The organism is Pseudomonas sp. 32A, from assembly GCF_052682255.1.
The window spans coordinates 3,363,755-3,384,851 of sequence record NZ_JBQYLY010000001.1; the positions used below are offsets into that span (position 1 = coordinate 3,363,755).

At 58.2% G+C, this 21,097-nt stretch carries 19 protein-coding genes and 2 pseudogenes; 11 read left to right on the top strand and 10 right to left on the bottom strand.

All coding sequences use genetic code 11. From position 1 onward, the window contains the following. The first annotated feature begins 1 nt into the window (after position 1). The gene (locus ACUN0G_RS15325) at positions 2–889 is read left to right on the top strand and encodes a formate/nitrite transporter family protein (RefSeq protein WP_445573761.1); all 888 of its coding nucleotides are present in this window, start codon (positions 2–4) and stop codon (positions 887–889) included. On the opposite strand, the gene ACUN0G_RS15330 is transcribed toward ACUN0G_RS15325, so the two are convergent. Further along, on the bottom strand, positions 883–2,148 hold the full coding sequence (locus ACUN0G_RS15330) for a cation:proton antiporter (RefSeq protein WP_445573762.1): 1,266 nt from the start codon (positions 2,146–2,148) through the stop codon (positions 883–885). The two genes, ACUN0G_RS15325 and ACUN0G_RS15330, sit on opposite strands and share 7 nt — an antisense overlap. Before the next feature lie 454 nt (positions 2,149–2,602). Between ACUN0G_RS15330 and ACUN0G_RS15335 the strand changes: the two genes are divergently transcribed. Beyond that, positions 2,603–3,436 (top strand): EamA family transporter, encoded by an 834-nt coding sequence (locus tag ACUN0G_RS15335; protein ID WP_063026578.1) that lies wholly within the window; start codon positions 2,603–2,605, stop codon positions 3,434–3,436. 31 nt (positions 3,437–3,467) lie between these two features. Further along, the gene (locus ACUN0G_RS15340; protein ID WP_177043143.1) at positions 3,468–3,854 is read left to right on the top strand and encodes an MAPEG family protein; all 387 of its coding nucleotides are present in this window, start codon (positions 3,468–3,470) and stop codon (positions 3,852–3,854) included. A gap of 140 nt (positions 3,855–3,994) precedes the next feature. Here ACUN0G_RS15340 and mltA read toward each other — a convergent pair whose 3' ends face one another. Continuing rightward, the gene (gene mltA, locus ACUN0G_RS15345) at positions 3,995–5,167 is read right to left on the bottom strand and encodes a murein transglycosylase A (protein ID WP_421551481.1); all 1,173 of its coding nucleotides are present in this window, start codon (positions 5,165–5,167) and stop codon (positions 3,995–3,997) included. Positions 5,168–5,295: 128 nt separating this feature from the next. Between mltA and ACUN0G_RS15350 the strand changes: the two genes are divergently transcribed. Next, positions 5,296–5,745: a c-type cytochrome gene (locus ACUN0G_RS15350; RefSeq protein WP_445573763.1), complete on the top strand. Its 450-nt coding sequence runs from the start codon at positions 5,296–5,298 to the stop codon at positions 5,743–5,745. 6 nt (positions 5,746–5,751) lie between these two features. Here ACUN0G_RS15350 and ACUN0G_RS15355 read toward each other — a convergent pair whose 3' ends face one another. The 4 genes and pseudogenes from ACUN0G_RS15355 to ACUN0G_RS15370 form a co-directional block, all read right to left on the bottom strand. Continuing rightward, positions 5,752–6,147, bottom strand: coding sequence for a DUF1090 domain-containing protein (locus tag ACUN0G_RS15355; RefSeq protein WP_445573764.1), 396 nt, complete (start codon positions 6,145–6,147; stop codon positions 5,752–5,754). 81 nt (positions 6,148–6,228) lie between these two features. Further along, on the bottom strand, positions 6,229–7,902 hold the full coding sequence (ligB, locus tag ACUN0G_RS15360; protein ID WP_445575557.1) for an NAD-dependent DNA ligase LigB: 1,674 nt from the start codon (positions 7,900–7,902) through the stop codon (positions 6,229–6,231). Positions 7,903–8,058: 156 nt separating this feature from the next. Then, a complete protein-coding gene (gene metK, locus ACUN0G_RS15365) occupies positions 8,059–9,249 on the bottom strand; it encodes a methionine adenosyltransferase (protein WP_017476470.1) in 1,191 nt (396 codons plus the stop codon). A 19-nt stretch (positions 9,250–9,268) separates the two neighbouring features. Next, positions 9,269–10,263, bottom strand: a pseudogene (locus ACUN0G_RS15370) (ArsR/SmtB family transcription factor). A 249-nt stretch (positions 10,264–10,512) separates the two neighbouring features. On the opposite strand from ACUN0G_RS15370, the gene tkt reads away from it, so the two are divergent. From tkt to fba, 6 genes are all read left to right on the top strand, one after another. Continuing rightward, positions 10,513–12,510 (top strand): transketolase, encoded by a 1,998-nt coding sequence (tkt, locus tag ACUN0G_RS15375; protein WP_421551480.1) that lies wholly within the window; start codon positions 10,513–10,515, stop codon positions 12,508–12,510. A gap of 170 nt (positions 12,511–12,680) precedes the next feature. Then, positions 12,681–13,730, top strand: coding sequence for an erythrose-4-phosphate dehydrogenase (gene epd / locus ACUN0G_RS15380; protein ID WP_063026588.1), 1,050 nt, complete (start codon positions 12,681–12,683; stop codon positions 13,728–13,730). A gap of 19 nt (positions 13,731–13,749) precedes the next feature. Then, the gene (locus ACUN0G_RS15385; RefSeq protein WP_102605030.1) at positions 13,750–14,913 is read left to right on the top strand and encodes a phosphoglycerate kinase; all 1,164 of its coding nucleotides are present in this window, start codon (positions 13,750–13,752) and stop codon (positions 14,911–14,913) included. Positions 14,914–14,942: 29 nt separating this feature from the next. Then, positions 14,943–15,170, top strand: a complete 228-nt coding sequence (locus ACUN0G_RS15390; protein WP_445573765.1) for a hypothetical protein — start codon at positions 14,943–14,945, stop codon at positions 15,168–15,170. Between the two features lie 60 nt (positions 15,171–15,230). Beyond that, positions 15,231–15,566: an MliC family protein gene (locus ACUN0G_RS15395; protein ID WP_017476464.1), complete on the top strand. Its 336-nt coding sequence runs from the start codon at positions 15,231–15,233 to the stop codon at positions 15,564–15,566. Positions 15,567–15,691: 125 nt separating this feature from the next. Further along, positions 15,692–16,756: a class II fructose-bisphosphate aldolase gene (gene fba, locus ACUN0G_RS15400; protein ID WP_003177554.1), complete on the top strand. Its 1,065-nt coding sequence runs from the start codon at positions 15,692–15,694 to the stop codon at positions 16,754–16,756. Positions 16,757–16,891: 135 nt separating this feature from the next. On the opposite strand, the pseudogene ACUN0G_RS15405 reads toward fba, so the two are convergent. Continuing rightward, positions 16,892–18,123: pseudogene (locus ACUN0G_RS15405) on the bottom strand (IS1182 family transposase); the annotation flags it as partial. Positions 18,124–18,218: 95 nt separating this feature from the next. Between ACUN0G_RS15405 and ACUN0G_RS15410 the strand changes: the two are divergent. Then, the gene (locus tag ACUN0G_RS15410) at positions 18,219–18,302 is read left to right on the top strand and encodes a hypothetical protein (RefSeq protein WP_445575558.1); all 84 of its coding nucleotides are present in this window, start codon (positions 18,219–18,221) and stop codon (positions 18,300–18,302) included. A 209-nt stretch (positions 18,303–18,511) separates the two neighbouring features. Here the strand turns inward: ACUN0G_RS15410 and ACUN0G_RS15415 are convergent, their stop codons facing one another. The 3 genes from ACUN0G_RS15415 to ACUN0G_RS15425 form a co-directional block, all read right to left on the bottom strand. Continuing rightward, on the bottom strand, positions 18,512–19,072 hold the full coding sequence (locus tag ACUN0G_RS15415) for a hypothetical protein (RefSeq protein WP_445573766.1): 561 nt from the start codon (positions 19,070–19,072) through the stop codon (positions 18,512–18,514). A 208-nt stretch (positions 19,073–19,280) separates the two neighbouring features. Next, a complete protein-coding gene (locus tag ACUN0G_RS15420; RefSeq protein ID WP_445573767.1) occupies positions 19,281–19,958 on the bottom strand; it encodes a transposase in 678 nt (225 codons plus the stop codon). 505 nt (positions 19,959–20,463) lie between these two features. After that, positions 20,464–20,985: a hypothetical protein gene (locus ACUN0G_RS15425; RefSeq protein WP_445573768.1), complete on the bottom strand. Its 522-nt coding sequence runs from the start codon at positions 20,983–20,985 to the stop codon at positions 20,464–20,466. Positions 20,986–21,097 lie beyond the last annotated feature (112 nt).

The window sequence follows — 21,097 nt, forward strand, 5'->3', positions numbered from 1 at the left end:
CATGGCCACGCAAGAAGACGGCAAGACCCCCAATCTGTCGCAGGAAGAGCAGCACGACGTCGACAAGAACCAGCCGCCTCGCGCGGCGGTTCTGCATGAAATCATCCGCACTCAAGGCGACCAGGAACTGGAGCGCAACGTCGCCGCGTTGTGGTGGTCGGCGCTGGCCGCCGGCCTGACCATGGGCCTGTCGCTGATGGGCATGGGCTTGCTCAACTCGCGCCTGCCGGATGGCGAAGAGTTCAAGGTGATCGCCAGTTTTGGTTACTGCGCCGGCTTTCTTGCCGTGATCCTCGCCCGTCAGCAGTTGTTCACCGAAAACACCCTGACCGCGGTGTTGCCGGTGATGAGCAAGCCCACGCTGAAGAATTTCGCACGCCTGCTGCGTTTATGGGCCGTGGTGCTGGTGGGCAACCTGTGCGGCACCTTGCTGGTGGCGTACGTGATGCTGCACTTGCCGATCTTTGACACCAAGACCGACCTGGCCTTCCTGGAAATCGGGCGCAAGGTCATGGAAAACGACGCCTACCAGATGTTCGCCAAGGGCATCGTGTCGGGCTGGATGATCGCCACCATGGTCTGGATGATCCCCTCCATGGAAAGCGCCAAAATCTGGATCATCATCCTGATCACCTACCTGATGGCACTGGGAGACTTCACCCACATCGTGGTGGGCTCGGCGGAAGTGTCGTACCTGGTATTTGCCGGCGAGCTGCCGTGGAAAGACTTCTGGCTGGTGTTCGCCGGGCCGACATTGGCGGGCAATATCATCGGCGGCAGCTTTATCTTTGCGCTGATCAGCCATGCGCAGATTCGCAGCGAAAGCAGCCTGCCGGGTAAACCCGCTGCGGACCCGAGGCATCCGCAGCAGATCAACAAGGGTCAGTGAGTCTCCGGCGCCGCAGCAGGCGCCGGCTCATCCTTGGTCACATGCTTGACCAGCTTGCCGATGCTCAAGCCCTGCAACAGGATCGACGACAGCACCACGATGTAGGTGATGCTCAGCAGCAAGTCGCGCTCCGGGCCCAACGGCAGGGCCAGGGCCAATGCCACCGAAACCCCGCCGCGCAAGCCGCCCCACGTAAGGATGCGGATGGTGCCGCGGGGCACCGTGCGCCAGCGCCGCAGCAGCAGGATCGCCGGGGCCACCGTCAACAGGCGTGACAACAGGATCGCCGCCGCCAGCAAACTTGCCGCCAACACGTGCAGCCAGTTGAACGGCAGCAGCAAAAGCTCCATGCCGATCAGCGCGAACAGCAGGGCGTTGAGCATGTCATCGAGCAGTTCCCAGAAACCGTCCAGGTAGCGGCGGGTCATGTCGTTCATTGCCAGCTTGCGGCCCAGGTTGCCGATGATCAGCCCGGCGACCACCATCGCAATCGGTGCCGAGACGTGCAGCTCGGTGGCCATCGCCGAGCCGCCGATCACCAGGGCGAGGGTCAGCATTACTTCGATCTGGTACTGCTCGATGCTCTTGATCATCAGGTACACGATGTAGCCGATCAGCCCGCCGAACACCACGCCACCGATTGCCTCATGGGCAAACAGTATGGCCGTCGCGCCGACCGTAGGCGTCTCACCCAGTTGCGCGATGCCCAGCAATACGGTGAACACCACCACCGCCGTGCCGTCGTTGAACAGCGATTCGCCGACGATGGTGGTCTTCAGTGGTTTCGACGCGTTGGCGGTCCGCAGCACCCCGAGTACGGCAATCGGGTCGGTGGGGGAAATCAGTGCGCCGAACAACAGGCAATACAGGAAGCTCACGTGCCAGCCGAACAGGGCGAAGATGTAGAAGGCCAGGCTGCCGATCACCACCGTGGCAATCAATACGCCGAAGGTGGCGAGCAGGCCGATGGGCCAGCGGTAGCTGCGCAGGTCACTCAGGTTGACGTGCAAGGCGCCGGCGAACAGCAGGAACGAGAGCATCCAGTTCATCAGCAAGTCGCCGAAGTCGATCTGGCCGATCAACTGCTGGATGCGCTCTTCAAGGCCGGGGTAGCCGATAAAGCTCAAGCCTTGCAGCAGCAGGGAAAACATCAGTGCCGTCACCATCACACCGATGGTGGGCGGCAGGCCGATGAAGCGGTAGTTCACGTAAGTGAGCAGGGTGGTCAGGCAAATAAACGCAGCGACAAGTTCAAGCATCCGGGGTCCTTGGATGGAGGAGTGAGTAGAGATCATATGTGGGAGCTGTCGAGCCCCAGCGAGGCTGCGATGGCATCACCTGGGTGAGCCTGCAAGACCGCAGCGCCTGTATCGCAGCCTCGCTAAAGCTCGACAGCTCCCACACAGAACACATTTATCAGTTGGCTACGTTGACCGCAGCCGGGCGGCGACGTTGCAGGTTGATGAACAAAAGTGCCGCCGGCACCATCCCGCCGATCCATGCACCGAGCGGCAGGCGAGGATCTCCTGTCGGTAATCGTGACGCTCTGATCAGGCATACGCATGCCGAGGCCCGGATCGGCGAAGATCGGGCAGCAGCAAAAAATTATTGGTCCAGGTCTTTGCGCAACTGAGTGCGGCGTGGTCGGCTTTAGTATAAACAGGTGCTGAAATATGGCGAATCAAATCTGCTTTTTCTGACTGGGGAGTCACCGTGATCGCAACAGCTCTGGTACTGGTAGCGGCGCTGTTGCATGCGACGTGGAACACCTTGATCAAATTCAGCGGCGAGCGCCTGTTGGTCATCGCGTGCATGGACACGGTGGCGTTGCTGTTTGTGGTGCTGGCGGTGGGGTTTGTATCGTTTCCGCCGCTGGAAATCTGGCCGTGGATCATCGCCTCGGCACTGTTTGAATTGCTCTACCGCTACCTGCTGATCCAGGCTTATCGCGTGGGTGACCTGGGCTTGGTGTACCCGCTGATGCGTGGGTTGTCGCCGCTGGTGGTGCTGGCGTTGACGTTGGTGTTTGCCGGTGAGGTGCTCAGTACCCAGCAGATCCTGGGCATCCTGCTGATTCCGTTCGGCATGCTGTGCCTGTTGTGGCAGGGCGGCGGTGGCGACCGGTTGCCTTGGTCGATGCTGCCGGTGGTGGCGCTGATCGGCCTGTGTATCGGTTGCTACACCTTCCTCGATGGCCAGGCGTTGCGCCGTTGGTCACACCCACTGGACTACCTGGTGTGGCTGACGCTGATAAGCGCATGGCCGTTTCCGTTGCTGGCGATGGTGCGCAAACGGGCGGCGTTCGGGTTGTTCTGGCGCACGCAATGGCGGCTGGGGCTGAGTGTCGGGTTGTGCGTGTTGTTGAGCTACGCTCTGGTGCTTTGGGCCATGCAGTTGGGCTCGATTGCCGAGGCTGCCGCGCTGCGGGAAGTCAGTGTGATTCTTGTGGTGCTGTTCGGCATGCGTTACCTGAAAGAACCTTTCGGCCGCCCGCGGCTCATAGCCTGTGGGTTGGTGCTGATCGGCATGTTCGTGATGAAACTCTAACCGTCGGACAAAACTAAAAAAGGAATGGGTTATGACAGTCGCTTTCTGGTGTGTGTTGATCGCAATTTTTCTGCCGTACCTGTGCACGGGCGTGGCCAAGTTCAGCGGTGGCAAGTTCGGGCCGCGGCAGAACCATGATCCGCGTGCCTTCCTGGATACGCTGGAGGGGTTCGCCAAGCGTGCCCACAGTGCGCAACTCAACAGCTTTGAAGTGACCCCGGCCTTTGCGGCAGCGGTGATCATTGCCCATTTGGCCGGCGCGGCGTCGCTGGTGACGATCAACGTGCTGGCGGTGCTGTTTATTACCAGCCGGTTGCTTTACATCATCTGCTACCTGGCGGACTGGGCGATTCTGCGGTCGGTGGTATGGGCGGTGGGGATGGCGTTGATTGCGAGTTTCTTCTTCGTCTCGATCTAAAGCCTGACGCTGTTCAAATGTGGGAGCGGGCTTGCTCGCGAATGCGGTGTGTCAGTCACCGGATGTATCGACTGATCCACCGCATTCGCGAGCAAGCCCGCTCCCACACAAGCCCGCTCCCACATAGACCGTGGTGTTCTTCAGGTGCCTGTCGGCGCATCGGGCACTTTCGGCAGCGCTGCGCCTTTGGGCCACAGCATCCAGATCTGGCCCTGCTGCTTCATGTTGCCCGCCAGCTCACCAGCGGCATCACCGGTTCCCCAGAACAGGTCGGCCCGCACTTCACCGGTAATTGCACCACCGGTATCCTGCGCGGCCACCGGGCGGGCAATCGGTGTGCCGTCCGGTCGCGTAGTCGATAGCCATAACAGGCTGCCCAGTGGAATCACCTTGCGATCCACCGCGACGCTATAACCCGCAGTCAGCGGCACGTTCAGCGAACCACGGGGGCCTTCGTTGCTGTCGGGGCGGGCGCTGAAGAACACGTAGCTGGGGTTGCTTGCCAGCAATTCAGGAATACGCTGCGGATGTGCCTTGGCCCAGGCCGCGATGGCGCCCATGGTCACGTCTTCTTTTTTCAGTTCGCCTTGCTCCACCAGCCAGCGGCCGATGGGGCGGTACGGGTAGCCGTTCTGGTCGCCGTAACCGACGCGCAATTGGCGGCCATCGGCCAGTTGGATGCGGCCCGAACCTTGAATCTGCAGGAATTGCAGGTCCATAGGATTGGTCAGCCAGGCGATGGGCTTGGCGGTGGAGCCTTGCTGGTTGATGGCGCTGGCGTCGTCATAGGGTTTGAGTACCCGACCTTCCAGGCGGCCGCGCAGGCGTTTGCCCTTGAGCTCCGGGTAGATGCTTTCCAGGTTGACGATGATCAGGTCATCCGGCACGCCGAACACCGGCACATGGGCGGTGGCGGTTTCGGTCAGGCTGCCGGGGTAAACCGGTTCGTAGTAGCCGGTGATCAGGCCGTTGGGGCTGTTGTCAGCCGAACGCAGGCCGTAGACATCAAGGTTGGCCTTGAGGAAGTCGCGAATCGCTACTGCCGTCGACGGCACAGTGGCCGATGCCGCGCACGTCGTGCCCCACACCGGGTCAGCCTTGAGTCGTTGACAGGCACTGCGCCAGGATTCAAAGCCGGCTTGCAGGTCAGTGTCCGACACGGCCGGCAGGTTTTCCCAGGTCGCGCCGACGTAGGTGGCGATGGCGTGGGGTTTGGCTTTCTCGTCTTTGCCGGTGTCGCAACCGGCCAGCAACGCGATCATTGGCAGAGCCCACGCCAAGCGGCGGCCCCAGGGTTTAAAGCGGGTATTCATACACAAAATTCCTGAAGCGGTTGCCCGCGCGGATTGGCGCTCGAACAACCCTTATTATTAATAGGGGTATTGGTCTTTACGGGCGGGGCGAGGATACTGGCCGCCGTTTCCCGTGACCTTGAGCCATCATGACTTTTAAAAGACTGACCGTTGTATTGCTGGCCTGCCTGACGCTGTCCGCCTGCGGCGGGGTTGATCCGAATTCGCCCCTTGGCCAGCGCAAGGCCATTTTCAAGCAGATGCTCAAGACCGGCGAAGACCTGGGCGGCATGCTGCGTGGACGCCTTCCGTTCGACGGCGCCAAATTTGCCGAAGGCGCGGTCAAGCTTGATGCGTTGTCCCATGAACCGTGGAAACATTTCCCGAGCGTGCGTGAGGAAGACCACGCTAGCGCCAAGGACGACGTGTGGCAGCAACAGGCACGTTTCCAGGAGATGGCCCGCAACCTTGAAGCGGCCACCGGTGAATTGGTGATCGCCAGCCAGGTCCAGCCCTACAAGGCCAGCAACCTGGGGCCGGCCGTGCAGAAAGTCGAAGATGCCTGCACCGCGTGCCATAAACAGTTCCGCGATCACTGAGGCGTCTTACTTGTCCAGTTCGTCCAGGGCTTCCTGCAGGTCCTTGCGTGACTGGGCCAGCTTGTCCTTGCGCTTGTTGATCTTGTCGGAATCACCTTTTTTCATCGCCTTGTCGAGGTCGGCCTGACGGCGGCTGACCTCGTGCTTGGCGTCGAGCACCTTGTTTTCGCGCTCCTTTTTCAAGGAGGCGTCGGTGCAGTTGGCAGTGACTTCACTCAAGGCTTTTTCCAGGCCGGCTTGCTGCTCGCTGTTGCCGTGGGCCTTGGCTTGTTCGATCTGGGTGCTGATGGCCTGGCGCTTGGCGGCGCAGCCGGTGAGTTGCGGGGCTTCCTCGGCCGCCAGCAGTGGTGTGGCCATAAAGGTTGCGACGGTCAACAGGGCAAAAGGTGCGAGAAACTTCATAAAGACTCCAAGGCAAACAAGGTCGCAATCAGGTGGGCAGGATGAATTCTGCCGGCACCGGTTAATGCTGTGGGGCAAAGGTCAAAAACCATCTATCCCGGCAGCCCGTAATGTTTCACCCAAGGCCAGCACCTGCGGGTCGCGAAAAAAAGCGCTCAGTTGCGCCGCGCGGCCCGGGCCTATGCCGTCTTCGGCCAGCCAGGCTTGAGTGTCTTTGGCGGCCAGGGTTTGCCAGCCGCCTTGTAGATTGTTGCGGGCCGTGGGCGGTACTCCCAGGGCCATCAGCCATTGCGCGAACGGTCGCTGCCGGGCGCTGCGCAAGCTGTCGAGTAAACGTGCGCTGCTGCGTTCACCTAAGCCATCAATGTTAGCAAGCTCTGCCTCATCCAGGGTTAACCAATCGAGCAGCCCGCCGATTAGACCGGCCTGAATCAACGTGTTCCAGGTTTCACGGCCGATATGTGGCAGGGCCAGCCCCTGGGCGCCGCTCAGCCAGGTCAGGCGCGCGAGCAATTGTTCCTCACAGCCTGGGGACAGTTTCCAGCAACTCAGCGGATGAAAGTTGTTGGCCTGGGGGATCTGCAGCTCGACCCGTGGCTGGCTGCGCAGCACGACGTGGTCAAGGCGCGGAATGACCTGGCCAGCCAGGCTGATGGACACTTGGTCACCAGGGCGAATGTCCAGTTCCCGCCAGCGTTTGAGGGAGCCAACGCTGACCCGGCTGATTTTTCGGTCATCCAGCAGTACTGGCTCCAGCTCCAGGATGGAGGTAATGCGCCCGGTGCGACCAATCTTGAAATGCACCTTGCGCACATGGGCCAGTGCCTTGACGACCGGGTATTTCCAGGCAACCGCCCAATAGGGCGAACTGACCCGCCAGCGCTCGGCCGGCGCCCGTTGGCTTTGATGCAACACCACGCCATCGCTGGCGAAGGGCAGTGGGTGGTTGTGCCAGTAACTGCGCCAGTGCGCCGCTTCGGTAATGTCCTTGATCGGGTGGCTGTAACGCCCGCTGTCGGTGAAGCCCCATTGCGCAAGCTGGCTCAGTCGTTTGGGAAAATCCTCGGGACCGTGGGGCCAGGCCCAGACAAACAGGCCGATACCGGCGGCTTCGGCTTCGCTCAACTGCCGGCGGTTCATCAGCCCAGCCACTTTGCTGCGGGCGCCGAGGCCACCTTTGGTGGCCTGCACGTGGTCATTCAGTCGCCAATAGAGTTCGCCCTGCAACAACAAGTCTACGGGCTCGGGCAGTTGCTGGACGATCCCGGGAATCCTGCGGGCGGACGCTGACCAATCCTGGCCCAGCCGGCCATCGCCACGACTGATGACCCGGCTCAGTCGGCCTTTGCGGTAAACCAGGGTGACGGCGACGCCGTCGACCTTGGGCTGAATCCACACATCCTGGCGCGTGCTCAGCCAGGTTTGAACGGCGTTGTCGTCCAGCAGTTTTTCCAGGCCGGTGTGTGGTGTCGGGTGAGCGATGGTGCCTCGTGCGCTGGCCAACGGCTTGTCCGTGCCCGGCGCGGAGGAGGCGAAACAACTGCGCCATTGGGTAAGACGCTGGCGGGCCTGGTCATAGAGTTCATCGCTGATCAATGACTGGCCGAGTCGGTGATAGCTGTCATCCCACAGGCGGACTTGCTGCGCCAGGTCGGCGATCTGGGCCCGGGCGTGATCGGCCTCCCAGTCGGGACACTCCCGCGCCCACGCAATCAGCGGTGAGAAGTTGAGTAAAAAGAAGAACAGCAAGCGCATAGGCAACGTCATCATGAGCATCCTTGCTCTGAAAGGGCGCCCAGCCTAAGCCATCCCAGCGGGCATAAAAAAGCCCCGCAACCGCGAGGCTTTTTACCCGATGTTTCGGCTTACCTGGAACAGCTCATCCGGGGCTTTGTGCACACCGTAAAGCGATTACAGGCCGGCGGCGGTCCGCAGGTCGTTGGCGCGGTCGGTCTTTTCCCAGGTGAACGTGGTGAAGGTGTCGTTGCCAACAGTCTTCTGCTCTGGGGTGCGACCGAAGTGGCCGTAGGCCGCGGTGTCCTGGTACATCGGGTGCAGCAGGTCGAGCATGGTGGTGATTGCGTAAGGACGCAGGTCGAAGATTTCACGCACCAGCTTGACGATCTTGTCGTCGCTGATCTTGCCGGTACCGAAGGTGTTCAGCGAGATCGACGTAGGCTGGGCTACACCGATGGCGTAGGACACCTGGATCTCGCAACGCTCGGCCAGGCCGGCGGCCACGATGTTCTTGGCCACGTAACGACCGGCGTAGGCCGCCGAACGGTCAACCTTGGATGGATCCTTGCCGGAGAACGCGCCGCCGCCGTGACGGGCCATGCCACCGTAGCTGTCGACGATGATCTTGCGACCGGTCAGGCCGCAGTCGCCTACCGGGCCACCGATGATGAATTGGCCGGTGGGGTTGATGTGGAACTGGGTGTCTTTGGTCAGCAGTTCGGCAGGCAGTACGTGCTTGACGATCAGCTCCATGACGCCTTCGCGCAGGTCGCTGTAGGACACGTCCGGGTTGTGCTGGGTCGACAGTACGACGGCGTCGATGGCGACGACTTTGCCGCCTTCATAACGGCAGGTCACCTGGGACTTGGCGTCCGGGCGCAGCCATGGCAAGGCCCCCGATTTACGGGCTTCGGCCTGGCGCTTCACCAACTGGTGGGAGAAGGTGATCGGTGCTGGCATCAGCACGTCGGTTTCATTGCTGGCGTAGCCGAACATCAGGCCCTGGTCGCCGGCGCCCTGATCTTCAGGCTTGGCACGGTCGACACCCTGGTTGATGTCCGGGGACTGCTTGCCGATGATGTTCATTACGCCGCAGGTCGCGCCGTCGAATCCGACGTCGGAGCTGTTGTAGCCAATGTCGATGATCACGTCACGAACGATCTGCTCCAGGTCTACCCAGGCAGAGGTGGTGACTTCGCCGGCGATGATCGCCACGCCCGTTTTCACCAGAGTCTCGCACGCCACTCGGGCGAACTTGTCTTCAGCAATGATGGCGTCCAGCACCGCGTCAGAGATCTGGTCGGCGATTTTGTCCGGATGCCCTTCAGACACGGACTCGGAGGTGAAAAGGGAGTATTCGCTCATCTCGATGTTTTCCTGATATTTACCGATGGTGAGTGTCGCCAGTCGGTCGCTGAAAATGGCGGACCTGAATCTGGAAACCATTACGTAAACCTACATAGAGGCTTTCCCCGGGAACGAGTCCCGCAGCGGTGGCCCAACGGGCCAGATCGTCCTGTTCAAAACCCAGCCAGAGATCACCGCAGGCTTCCCTGGCCCAACTCTGGTTGTGGCTGCATAAATCCGTGACCAACAGGCTGCCGCCTGGTTGCAGCAAATTCGCCATCTGCCTGAGGGCGTCTGCAGGGGCGGCGAAATGGTGCAGGACCATGTTCAGCACCACGCAGTCGGCCCGCAGGCTGGTGTCATTCAGGGCGTCCGCCAACTGCAGGTGGACATTGCCCAGTGCCTCGCGCTCACACAGTTGGCGGGCCAGCTCCAGCATCGCCGGGCTGTTGTCCAGCGCCGTGACCTGATGAAAGCGCCGCGCCAGCTCCGGCAGAAAACCACCGTCACCGGGGCCCACTTCAACCGCTGTTGCCTCATCACTGAAGCTCAGCTTGTCCAAAAGTGCCAGCACGCTTTCGCGGTATTGCGCCAAGCCGGCGATCAGATCCTGCTGGGCGCGAAATTTCTCGGCTACCCGTGAGAAAAAGTCCTGGCTGGCCGCAGCGCGTTGCCCGTGCACCTGGCTGATGCGCGACTGCACGTCGGCCGGAGGGCCAGGCTGTCTATTTCTTCCAGCAGCGCAGCGTGAAGCTTGCCGCCCAACTGTTCAGTGTGGGGCAGGGCACGACGGTAAAAAATCGCATTGCCTTCACGGCGGGTTGCCACCAGGTCGGCCTGGGCCAGTACCTTCAAGTGATGGCTCATGCCGGACTGGCCGATGGCAAAGATCTGCGCCAGCTCCAGCACCCCGAACGAATCGTTGGTCAGCGCGCGCAGTACATTCAGGCGCAACGGATCACCGCCGGCCTTGCACAGGGCTGCCAGCTCGTCGCTGTCGTCGGGGCGAATGGAAGATGCGCTCAGGTTCATAAGGCCAGCAGTCTAGTGACGGTGGGAAAACCCCGCAAGGGCAATATCAAAAAGTTTTGATATTGGTCGATAATCGGTGGTTATAAGCAGCCGCTATAACCCATAGACGAAGCGGTCAGCGGTTTCTCCAGCCTATCCGCAGGAAAAACACCCTCAAGTGACTATCTGTCATTGCCCCGAGGGCGGTGGCTGAGGGAAAATGCCGATCCTTTTTTCCGTTTCTTTTATTCAACCTCCAGGAGATCAGCGATGCCCAGCCGTCGTGAGCGTGCCAACGCCATTCGTGCCCTCAGCATGGATGCCGTGCAAAAAGCCAACAGCGGCCATCCCGGTGCCCCGATGGGCATGGCGGATATCGCCGAGGTACTTTGGCGTGACTACCTGAAACACAACCCGAGCAACCCGTCGTTCGCCGACCGTGACCGGTTCATCCTGTCCAACGGCCATGGCTCGATGCTGATCTACTCGTTGCTGCACCTGACCGGCTACGACGTCACCATCGACGACCTGAAAAACTTCCGCCAGATCCACAGCCGCACCCCGGGCCACCCGGAATACGGCTACACCCCTGGCGTTGAGACCACCACCGGTCCACTCGGCCAGGGCCTGGCCAACGCCGTGGGTTTTGCCCTGGCTGAAAAAGTGCTGGCTGCGCAGTTCAACCGTCCAAACCACAACGTTGTCGACCACCACACCTACGTGTTCCTGGGTGATGGCTGCATGATGGAAGGCATTTCCCACGAAGTCGCTTCCCTGGCCGGTACCCTGGGCCTGGGCAAGCTGATTGCCTTCTACGATGACAACGGCATCTCCATCGACGGCGAAGTCGAAGGCTGGTTCACCGATGACACGCCGAAGCGTTTCGAAGCCTACAACTGGCAAGTGATCCGCAACGTCGACGGCCACGATCCTGAAGAGATCAAGATCGCCATCGACACCGCCCGCAAGAGCGAGCAGCCGACCCTGATCTGCTGCAAGACCACCATCGGCTTCGGTTCGCCGAACAAGCAAGGTAAAGAAGACTGCCACGGCGCCCCACTGGGTGACGCGGAAATCGCCCTGACCCGCGCTGCGCTGAAGTGGAACCACGGCCCGTTCGAAATCCCGGCTGACATCTACGCCGAGTGGGACGCCAAGGAAGCCGGCCTGGCTGCCGAAGCCGAGTGGGACCAGCGTTTTGCTGCCTACTCCGCTGAATTCCCGGAGTTGGCCAACGAACTGGTGCGCCGCCTGGCCGGTGACCTGCCTGCCGACTTCTCGGAAAAAGCCTCGGCCTACATCGCCGAAGTGGCCGCCAAGGGCGAAACCATCGCCAGCCGTAAAGCCAGCCAGAACACCCTGAACGCATTCGGCCCGCTGCTGCCCGAGTTCCTCGGCGGTTCGGCTGACCTGGCCGGTTCCAACCTGACCCTGTGGAAAGGTTGCAAAGGTGTCTCGGCGGAAGACGCCAGCGGTAACTACATGTACTACGGCGTGCGCGAGTTCGGCATGAGCGCCATCATGAACGGCGTCGCCCTGCACGGCGGCCTGGTGCCTTACGGCGCGACCTTCCTGATGTTCATGGAATACGCCCGCAACGCCGTACGCATGGCGTCGTTGATGAAGAAGCGTGTGATCTTCGTCTACACCCACGACTCCATCGGCCTGGGCGAAGACGGCCCGACGCACCAGCCGGTCGAGCAACTGACCAGCCTGCGCACCACGCCGAACCTCGACACCTGGCGCCCATCGGACGCGGTCGAATCGGCTGTGGCCTGGAAGCACGCGATCGAGCGTAAAGACGGCCCTTCGGCGCTGATCTTCTCCCGTCAGAACCTGCAGCACCAAACCCGCGACGCGGCGCAGATCGAAGGCATCAGCCGTGGTGGCTACGTGCTGAAAGACTGCATCGGCGAGCCTGAGCTGATCCTGATCTCCACCGGTTCCGAAGTGGGCCTGGCGGTTCAGGCGTACGACAAGCTGACCGCTGCCGGTCGCAACGTGCGTGTGGTTTCCATGCCGTGCACCAGCGTCTTCGAAGCCCAGGATGCCGACTACAAGCAATCGGTGTTGCCGTTGCAGGTCAGCGCACGTATCGCCATTGAAGCGGCTCACGCCGACTACTGGTACAAGTACGTGGGCCTGGAAGGCCGCGTGATCGGTATGACCACCTATGGTGAGTCGGCGCCGGCGCCAGCGTTGTTCGAAGAGTTCGGCTTCACCCTGGAAAACATCCTGGGTCAGGCTGAAGAGCTGCTGGAAGACTAAAAGCTCGAACGCGGTGACCCTTTGGTTGCCGCACCCACTGTAGGAGCGAGCTTGCTCGCGAAGATCGTCAACGATAACGCAGCGTTTCTGGATTAACGCGGCGCTCTCGGGTTCTTCGCGAGCAAGCTCGCTCCTACAATGGTTTGTGTCGCCCACAATGCGAGAACCCCATGCCTCAACCGCGTCCCTACAAAGTTGCACTCAACGGCTACGGCCGGATTGGTCGTTGCGTCTTGCGTGCTCTGTTCGAGCGAGGGGCGGCGGCCGGGTTTGAAATTGTTGCGATCAACGATCTGGCTGACATGGCCAGCATCGAATACCTGACACGTTTTGACTCCACCCACGGCCGGTTCCCCGGCGAAGTGCGAGTTGAAGACGACTGTCTGCATATTAATGGCAACTGCGTGAAGGTGTTGCGCAGTGCCACCCCCGAGGGCATCGACTGGGCGGCGCTGGACGTCGACCTGGTGCTGGAGTGCTCCGGTGCTTACCACACCCGTGCCGATGGCCAGCGGTTTCTCGATGCCGGCGCGCCGCGGGTTCTGTTCTCCCAGCCGATGGCCAGCGAGGCGGATGTCGACGCCACCATCGTGTATGGCGTGAACCAGGATTGCCTGACCGGCGCCGAACTGCTGGTGTCCAACGCCTCCTGCACCACCAACTGCGGTGTGCCGCTGTTGCGCCTGCTGGACCAGGCGATCGGCCTGGAATACGTGTCGATCACCACCATTCACTCGGCGATGAACGATCAGCCGGTGATCGATGCCTACCACCATGAAGACCTGCGCCGTACGCGTTCGGCGTTTCAGTCAGTGATTCCGGTGTCCACCGGCCTGGCGCGCGGTATCGAGCGACTGTTGCCGGAACTTGCCGGGCGAATCCAGGCCAAAGCCGTACGGGTACCGACGGTGAACGTGTCCTGCCTGGACATCACCATGCAAACCGTCAGCGACACCGACGCCGGCGAGGTCAACCGGATCCTGCGCGACGCCGCCACCAGCGGCCCGCTCAAAGGCCTGTTGGCCTACACCGAGTTGCCTCACGCCAGCTGTGATTTCAACCATGACCCGCATTCGGCCATCGTCGATGCCAGCCAGACCCGCGTTTCCGGCCCACGGCTGGTGAACATCCTGGCGTGGTTCGACAACGAATGGGGTTTTGCCAACCGTATGCTGGATGTTGCAGAACACTATCTGCAAACAGCCTCTCCACAACTTTAGCTCTCAGGAATTGCCACCCATGACCGTGTTGAAGATGACCGACCTCGATCTGCAAGGTAAGCGCGTACTGATCCGCGAAGACCTCAACGTCCCAGTCAAGGACGGTGTTGTCACCAGCGATGCGCGAATCCTGGCTTCGCTGCCGACCATCAAGCTGGCCCTGGAAAAAGGCGCGGCCGTGATGGTCTGCTCCCACCTGGGTCGTCCGACCGAAGGTGAATTCTCGGCAGAAAACAGCCTCAAGCCTGTAGCCGAGTACCTGAGCAAGGCCCTGGGCCGCGACGTGCCGCTGGTTGCCGACTACCTGAACGGCGTGGACGTGAAGGCCGGCGACATCGTGCTGTTCGAAAACGTGCGCTTCAACAAGGGCGAGAAAAAGAACAGCGACGAACTGGCCCAGCAATACGCTGCCCTGTGCGACGTGTTCGTGATGGATGCTTTCGGTACTGCTCACCGTGCCGAGGGTTCGACCCACGGCGTGGCCAAGTTTGCCAAAGTTGCCGCAGCTGGCCCGTTGCTGGCCGCTGAATTGGACGCACTGGGCAAGGCGCTGGGCGCTCCGGCCCAACCGATGGCCGCCATCGTCGCCGGCTCCAAGGTCTCCACCAAGCTCGACGTACTGAACAGCCTGAGCCAGATCTGCAATCAGTTGATCGTTGGCGGCGGCATTGCCAACACCTTCCTGGCGGCTGCCGGTCACCCGGTGGGCAAATCGTTGTACGAGCCGGACCTGCTGGACACCGCCCGCGCCATTGCCGCCAAGGTCAGCGTGCCGCTGCCGGTGGACGTAGTCGTGGCCAAGGAATTCGCTGAAAGCGCCGAAGCCACCGTCAAGCTGATCGCTGATGTGGCCGCCGACGACATGATCCTGGATATCGGCCCGCAAACTGCAGCCAACTTCGCTGAACTGCTGAAGTCGTCCCAGACCATCCTGTGGAACGGTCCGGTCGGTGTGTTCGAGTTCGACCAGTTCGGCAACGGCACCAAAGTACTGGCCCATGCCATCGCTGAAAGCTCGGCATTCTCCATCGCCGGTGGTGGCGACACCCTGGCAGCCATCGATAAATATGGCGTTGCTGACCAAATCTCCTACATTTCTACCGGTGGTGGTGCGTTCCTCGAATTCGTCGAAGGCAAGGTACTGCCGGCTGTTGAAGTGCTGGAAAGCCGAGCGAAGGGCTGAAGCACTTGCTGAGGAAAAGGAGCATTCCGATGATCAAGTCGTTGGCACTGGTGATAGCAGCGGGCGTGTTGGCCGGCTGCGGCAGCACGCCTGAAGCGGCGCCCGAGTCTGATAAGCCCGGGGCTGAGCCGCGCAAGAGTTGCTACCAGGCTGACTGGCAGGCCGAAACCATGCCGGTGATCAGCAAGCGCATCGGGCCGGACGGGTTGGAGAAATACGACTCTGCGCCCAACGGTCAGGAACAGGGTTGCCCTTGACGGGTCTGATTCACTAACCGACAGCAGCGGTGGCCGCAGGTCGCCGCTTGAGGATTGGCAATGAAAGGCGTTTTCGCCCTGGCAGCACTGGCGTTATTGGCCGGATGCACCAACCTGAACATGTTCGACAAGAAGGCAGAGCCGGTAGACAAGTGGACCACCTGGACGTGTGACAGCCAGGCGCAAGTCAACTGGCGCTTTGCCGACCAGGCCCGCACCCAGGTGGATGTACGCCTCGGCGGCTCAGACCAGGTGTATCGCCTAAAGCAGGACGTGGCGGCTTCGGGCGTGCTGTACAGCGACGGCCAGTTGGCGTTTCACACAAAAGGTGAGGAAGGCCTGGTTTACTGGGTTGCCACCGACGATTTGATCGGGCGCGGCTGTAAAGCGCAGTAACCCCGACAGCAATAACGATTCAGCAGGCCAGGCATTGAAAGCCTGACCTTCAATAACTTGAATAGCAGCCGCCGCTACGGCAGGCTTGCACGATTAACGACCCTCGACCGGGAGAGAGACTCACAATGGCACTTATCAGCATGCGCCAGATGTTGGACCACGCAGCCGAATTCGGCTATGGCGTTCCAGCCTTCAACGTCAACAACCTTGAGCAGATGCGCGCCATCATGGAAGCCGCTGACAAGACTGACTCTCCAGTGATCGTCCAGGCTTCGGCCGGCGCACGCAAATACGCCGGCGCTCCGTTCCTGCGTCACCTGATCCTCGCTGCGATCGAAGAATTCCCGCACATCCCGGTGTGCATGCACCAGGACCACGGCACCAGCCCTGACGTGTGCCAGCGCTCCATCCAGTTGGGCTTCAGCTCGGTGATGATGGACGGTTCCCTGGGTGAAGACGGCAAGACCCCGACCGACTACGAATACAACGTACGCGTCACCCAACAAACCGTGGCCATGGCTCACGCCTGCGGCGTTTCGGTTGAAGGCGAGCTGGGCTGCCTGGGTTCCCTGGAAACCGGCATGGCCGGTGAAGAAGACGGCATCGGCGCTGAAGGCGTACTGGATCACAGCCAAATGCTGACCGATCCGGAAGAAGCCGCTGACTTCGTGAAAAAGACCCAAGTTGACGCCCTGGCTATCGCCATTGGCACCAGCCACGGCGCCTACAAATTCACCAAGCCACCTACCGGCGACGTGTTGGCCATCGACCGCATCAAGGAAATCCACAAACGCATCCCGAACACCCACCTGGTGATGCACGGTTCTTCCTCGGTACCGCAAGAGTGGCTGGCGATCATCAACCAGTACGGCGGCGACATCAAAGAAACCTACGGCGTGCCGGTTGAAGAAATCGTCGAAGGCATCAAGTACGGCGTGCGCAAGGTCAACATCGACACCGACCTGCGCCTGGCCTCCACCGGTGCGATGCGTCGCCTGATGGCCACCAACCCGAGCGAATTTGACCCACGTAAATTCTTCGGCGCTACCGTGACGGCCATGCGTGACGTATGTATCGCGCGTTATGAAGCCTTCGGTACTGCGGGCAATGCTTCGAAGATCAAGCCGATCTCCCTGGAAGCGATGTACCAGCGGTATTTGAAAGGTGAGTTGAACGCTAAGGTGAACTAAGTCTAAGCCGTTCAACTGCTTTGATAAAAAACCGTCGAGACAGGTTGTGTGAAAACGCAGTCTGCACCGGTTGAAAGCAAATGCCCCGACTCGTCGGGGCATTGCTTTTCCGGGTTTTGAAAACAAAAGGGCTTCTCAGCCCATCAACGCCATCATTCCCCGCATACCCAGCACGTTTATGGCTCGTTTCAGGTTGTATGCCTGTATCGCAAGCGCCATTTCCGTTCGAGTGCCTTTCAGTTGACGCAGCAGAAACCTGGCGTTGCCGAAAACCCATTGCTTCAAGTTCCCAAACGGGTGTTCGACAATGGATCGGCGGTTGGCCATCATGCCGGGGTTAGCCTTCATACGTTGTTCCATTCGTTCAAATGCGGCTTCGTGGGCATGACGCGAGACGTATCGGCGTTCAGCTTTGGTACATCGGCTTTTCAACGGACAGGCAGCGCAGTCATCAACTTCGGCGTGATAAATCCGGTCGCCTTTGTTGGGGGCTTTAAGCGTGAGTAACTTGCCGTTTGGGCATTGGTAGCGGTCGCTTTCCTCGTCGTAATTGAAAAGCGTGCGATTAAAGCTATGTTCTTCACCCCCTTGGTATTTACCGCCCGATTAGGCGGGACAAAGGGCGTGATACCTGCGTCTTCACACGCCTGAAACTGGGCGCCGTTGGAGTAACCTGCATCGGCTGTGACGCGGAGTTTGTTCTGTTCCAGGGCTTCTTGGGTCGCTTTGGCCATCGCCTCAAGCTGACGGTTATCGGCGCCGTCCTGGGTCACTTCGTGATGCCCGATCAAGCAGTGTTTCGCGTCGACCGCACTTTGTACGTTATAAGAAATGCGTGAGCCTGTCGGGGTACGCATTTTTTGCGCGTCGGACTCACCTACCACGTGCTGTACCAGACCTTGAGCTTGCATCAGCACTTGGCAGGTCTGGCTATTGGCCTTTTTTACCTTCAACTCCTCAAGCGCAGCCTGCACGGCAGATCGCTCAATGGCCTCTCCCTGCTCGCCACGATCCGCTTCATCCAGTTGAGCCAGATAGTAAGCAATTTGCTTGTCGAGCTTTGTTTCATGCTGCTGCAGCTTTTTGGGGGTGATGTGTTTTCGGTTTGCAGCCACGGCCGGGAACTTGCTGCCATCGATAGCCACCAAGTCGCCAGCAATCAGGCCTGCTCCCCGACAAAACCGAACAAACGCGCGGCATGTCGCAACAAACGCTGCGCTGTTGTCGCGGCGAAAATCGGCGATGGTTTTAAAATCGGGAGCTAATCGACCCAGCAGCCACATAACTTCAACGTTGCGCTGGCACTCAGCTTCCAGCCGTCTTGAGGAGCGTACCTGTTGGAAATAGCCGTATAGGGTAGGCCTCAAAAGTCCGTTATGGTGACAGGTATGGTTCTGTACAAACCGGCAGTGTTTGCTGAAAGGCTTCGTCAATTGCGCCTAAAGGCTATAGCCAGCAGCAATTGGCGCAGAGGGCGAGTTGCAGTCGAAAGACCATTGTGGCGCTAGAGGCTGGTGAAAAATGTAGCGTTATGTACGGTTTCTAGAGTCACAGCGGCCTTAGGGATGGCGCCTGAAATAGTTGATAACCGAATCGACGTTAAATCCCTAGCCGAGTTGGCTGAGTGTAATTAGCAGTCAGTTGTGTCAACCAAAAAGTTTAGGGCTGCATATAGTGAGTAACTCCATGGAGCGAGTAGGGGAGCAGATTAAATAAATCTGTCCCCTTTGTTTCTGTTATTGAATTACCTGATGTTTAGTTGATGTCTAATGTATTTTTCTTCGTGAAGCGCAATTTGAATGCGCCTACCCCCTGTGCGCCTGAGCTTATATTAACTTCAGCGGTATATTGATTAGTGCCAGACACTGTCGTTTTGGCACCTAATTCAACTCTCCCATACCATGCGACCAAGGCGACGTCATTGCCGTCATTTGATGAGGTACTAGCATCGATATTTACCCCGTTATATTGCAGCTTGAAAGCATAGTCAGGGTTGTCGCTTGTATAAATTTTTCCACTGTTCAGGTCAGTGCTTAGGTATTTACCTGCATACGGCCCGTTGCAGCATTGAATATGATAGGACTTATCCTGTAGCCTTTTGAATAGGAAATATGTAACTTTAACTCCATTGCAGGAGTTTACAAACAAATTGCTTACGTCGACAAGTTCCGCTGTTGGTACGGATGTTGCTGTGACTCGGTTGCCAGAGTAGTAACTGCCAATTTTTATGTCTTGGAAACACATAAAAGCTTCGGGTTTGCTGCCAGATACGTAAAGTACCCCTTTGAATGATTCAGCTTGATTATATTCCGTCATGGTATTTTTCCTGAGTGAAAAATTTGGGGGGAAGTAAATAATGAAACATATTAATTTATCTTTGCTTCTTCACTTTTTGCTTGTGGCGTGTTCAATAGTAAATAGCGTTAGCTTTATCGGCACCTGTAAAATATGACAGTTTTTAAGAATTTTTTGTTATGGTGGTAATAACTAAGAAATAGCGATAAAGGGGGCGGATTTATTTAAATCACCATGGCCTACCCCGACCGCGATTGGTGATACGCAACCCTGTAATTTTCTCAATCTCATATACAAAAACTGAATTGCTCGTCAACTGCCCTCGTTGTAATGCGTCCCTGATCAACTGAATTTCAGATGTTGGAACCCCCTGCTCAATAAGGGTGGCGTAGCGTGCTCGCTTTTCATCAGGCACTAGACCCGCCGATTCAAAACAAGGGACCTCATCCAGCCAGTCGGCCCCGGGCGTTGTGTCGAAACGTGTATTGAAGCTGGACCACGGATAGTTGCGTGGGTGTGCCACCATCCTGGCTCGGATTGGATTGAGTTCAATGTATCGGGTACACGCGAGCAGATGGGTTCCGTTCTGAACAATGCTTGAACGGTATCGACTTTCCCAAAGCGTGCCCGTGCGACCTTCCAGTCGGTTGCGGTAACGCGTGGTACGTGCGCCTAAGACCTTCATTAGCTTGGCTAACGCAGTAGGGTCATCACCCGGATCTAGCAAGAGGTGTACATGATTAGTCGTCAGGCAAAAGGCGTACACCTTCACTGCTAATGCTTGTTTCAGCTCCCGCAGTTTTGCGAGGTAGTTTTCGAAATCTGCTGCATCAGCAAAGACGACCTGCTTGTTATGACCACGTTGAACCACATGGGGTGGGTAATTAGGCAGTACCAGTCGCGCCATTCTGGCATTTGACCTCCTACGTCCGTGTAGAGAGATGAAAGTATAGCAGCGGAAAAACAGTGATCTGAGAACAACGTGTCGCAATTTGATTGGGAAAATGCTCCTTCAAGTGTTTGGAGAGCTGATGGGGCGTGGTACGGGTGGCAGGAAAGTGTCAGTTAATTCGACAAATAAATCTGTCCCCATAAGACAGTCCCCTTAAGCCAAAGGTGAACTAAGCCTTAGGCGTTTAAAAAAGAAGCCCGCAGCGATGCGGGCTTTTTTATTGAGCATTACCTGTAGCGCACCGACTACTGAATAAGTTATCAATGAACTGATTTTTCGTCGAGTCTCTCTCGGCGATGGTCAGTCTTATTCTGTTGTTGAGGGTGTCCCCCCCGATGTATTTGCACCGGTATAGACTCACCATTGAGTTGAAACTTTCAATGATTTGTTTCCATTCTAATAATTTCATTATGGCCCGCGACGCAATTATGTTTAAAAACGACATCGGGTGTCATCTTTTTTATAGTTTTCTGCATTTTACCCATAAATTATATTGGGTGCCGCTGTCTGAAAACTGAACTCGACCTTCTGTGCATTCAAGTTCTGTTGAATCACCGAACATTTGGTCTGCCGTGATCATAAAAAAATCAGGATCGTAAATATCTGCGTTTTCGTAGTAGTTCAAAAGGACGCTTACTTCAAATTTTTTACCTGGGTTCTGGGTCTGGATGTAACCCACCACCTGTTTAACTTCATTGCCCGCCTGACGTATCATGTCTTTCAGCGTTTCCCCTGCGTTAGTTAAACTATAGATATTTACTGTACCAAATGAAGAAGTTTTTACTGTCGTTGAAGTTTTGCCTGGAGGGCCCGGCTGCCATCTATTGGAGCCAGTTCTTTTGCAATGATCGCATTCACAACCTTGTGGATGCCACTCTGTAGGTCTGGTATCTCCGCTAACAGGACCCTCTACACGTGGTGGAATAGACCAGTCTGTCCGGCGGGAGTTGTCTACGAATTTTCCTACTCCAAATAAGGGCATTTTAGATATCCTTTTTAATGGTTTTGAATATGCAAGTGAAAAATGAGTCAGATTTATTTACCTCGGCTTTTCACTTTCTTCTTGTTACATGTTTATCTTAGCTAGTTTCAGC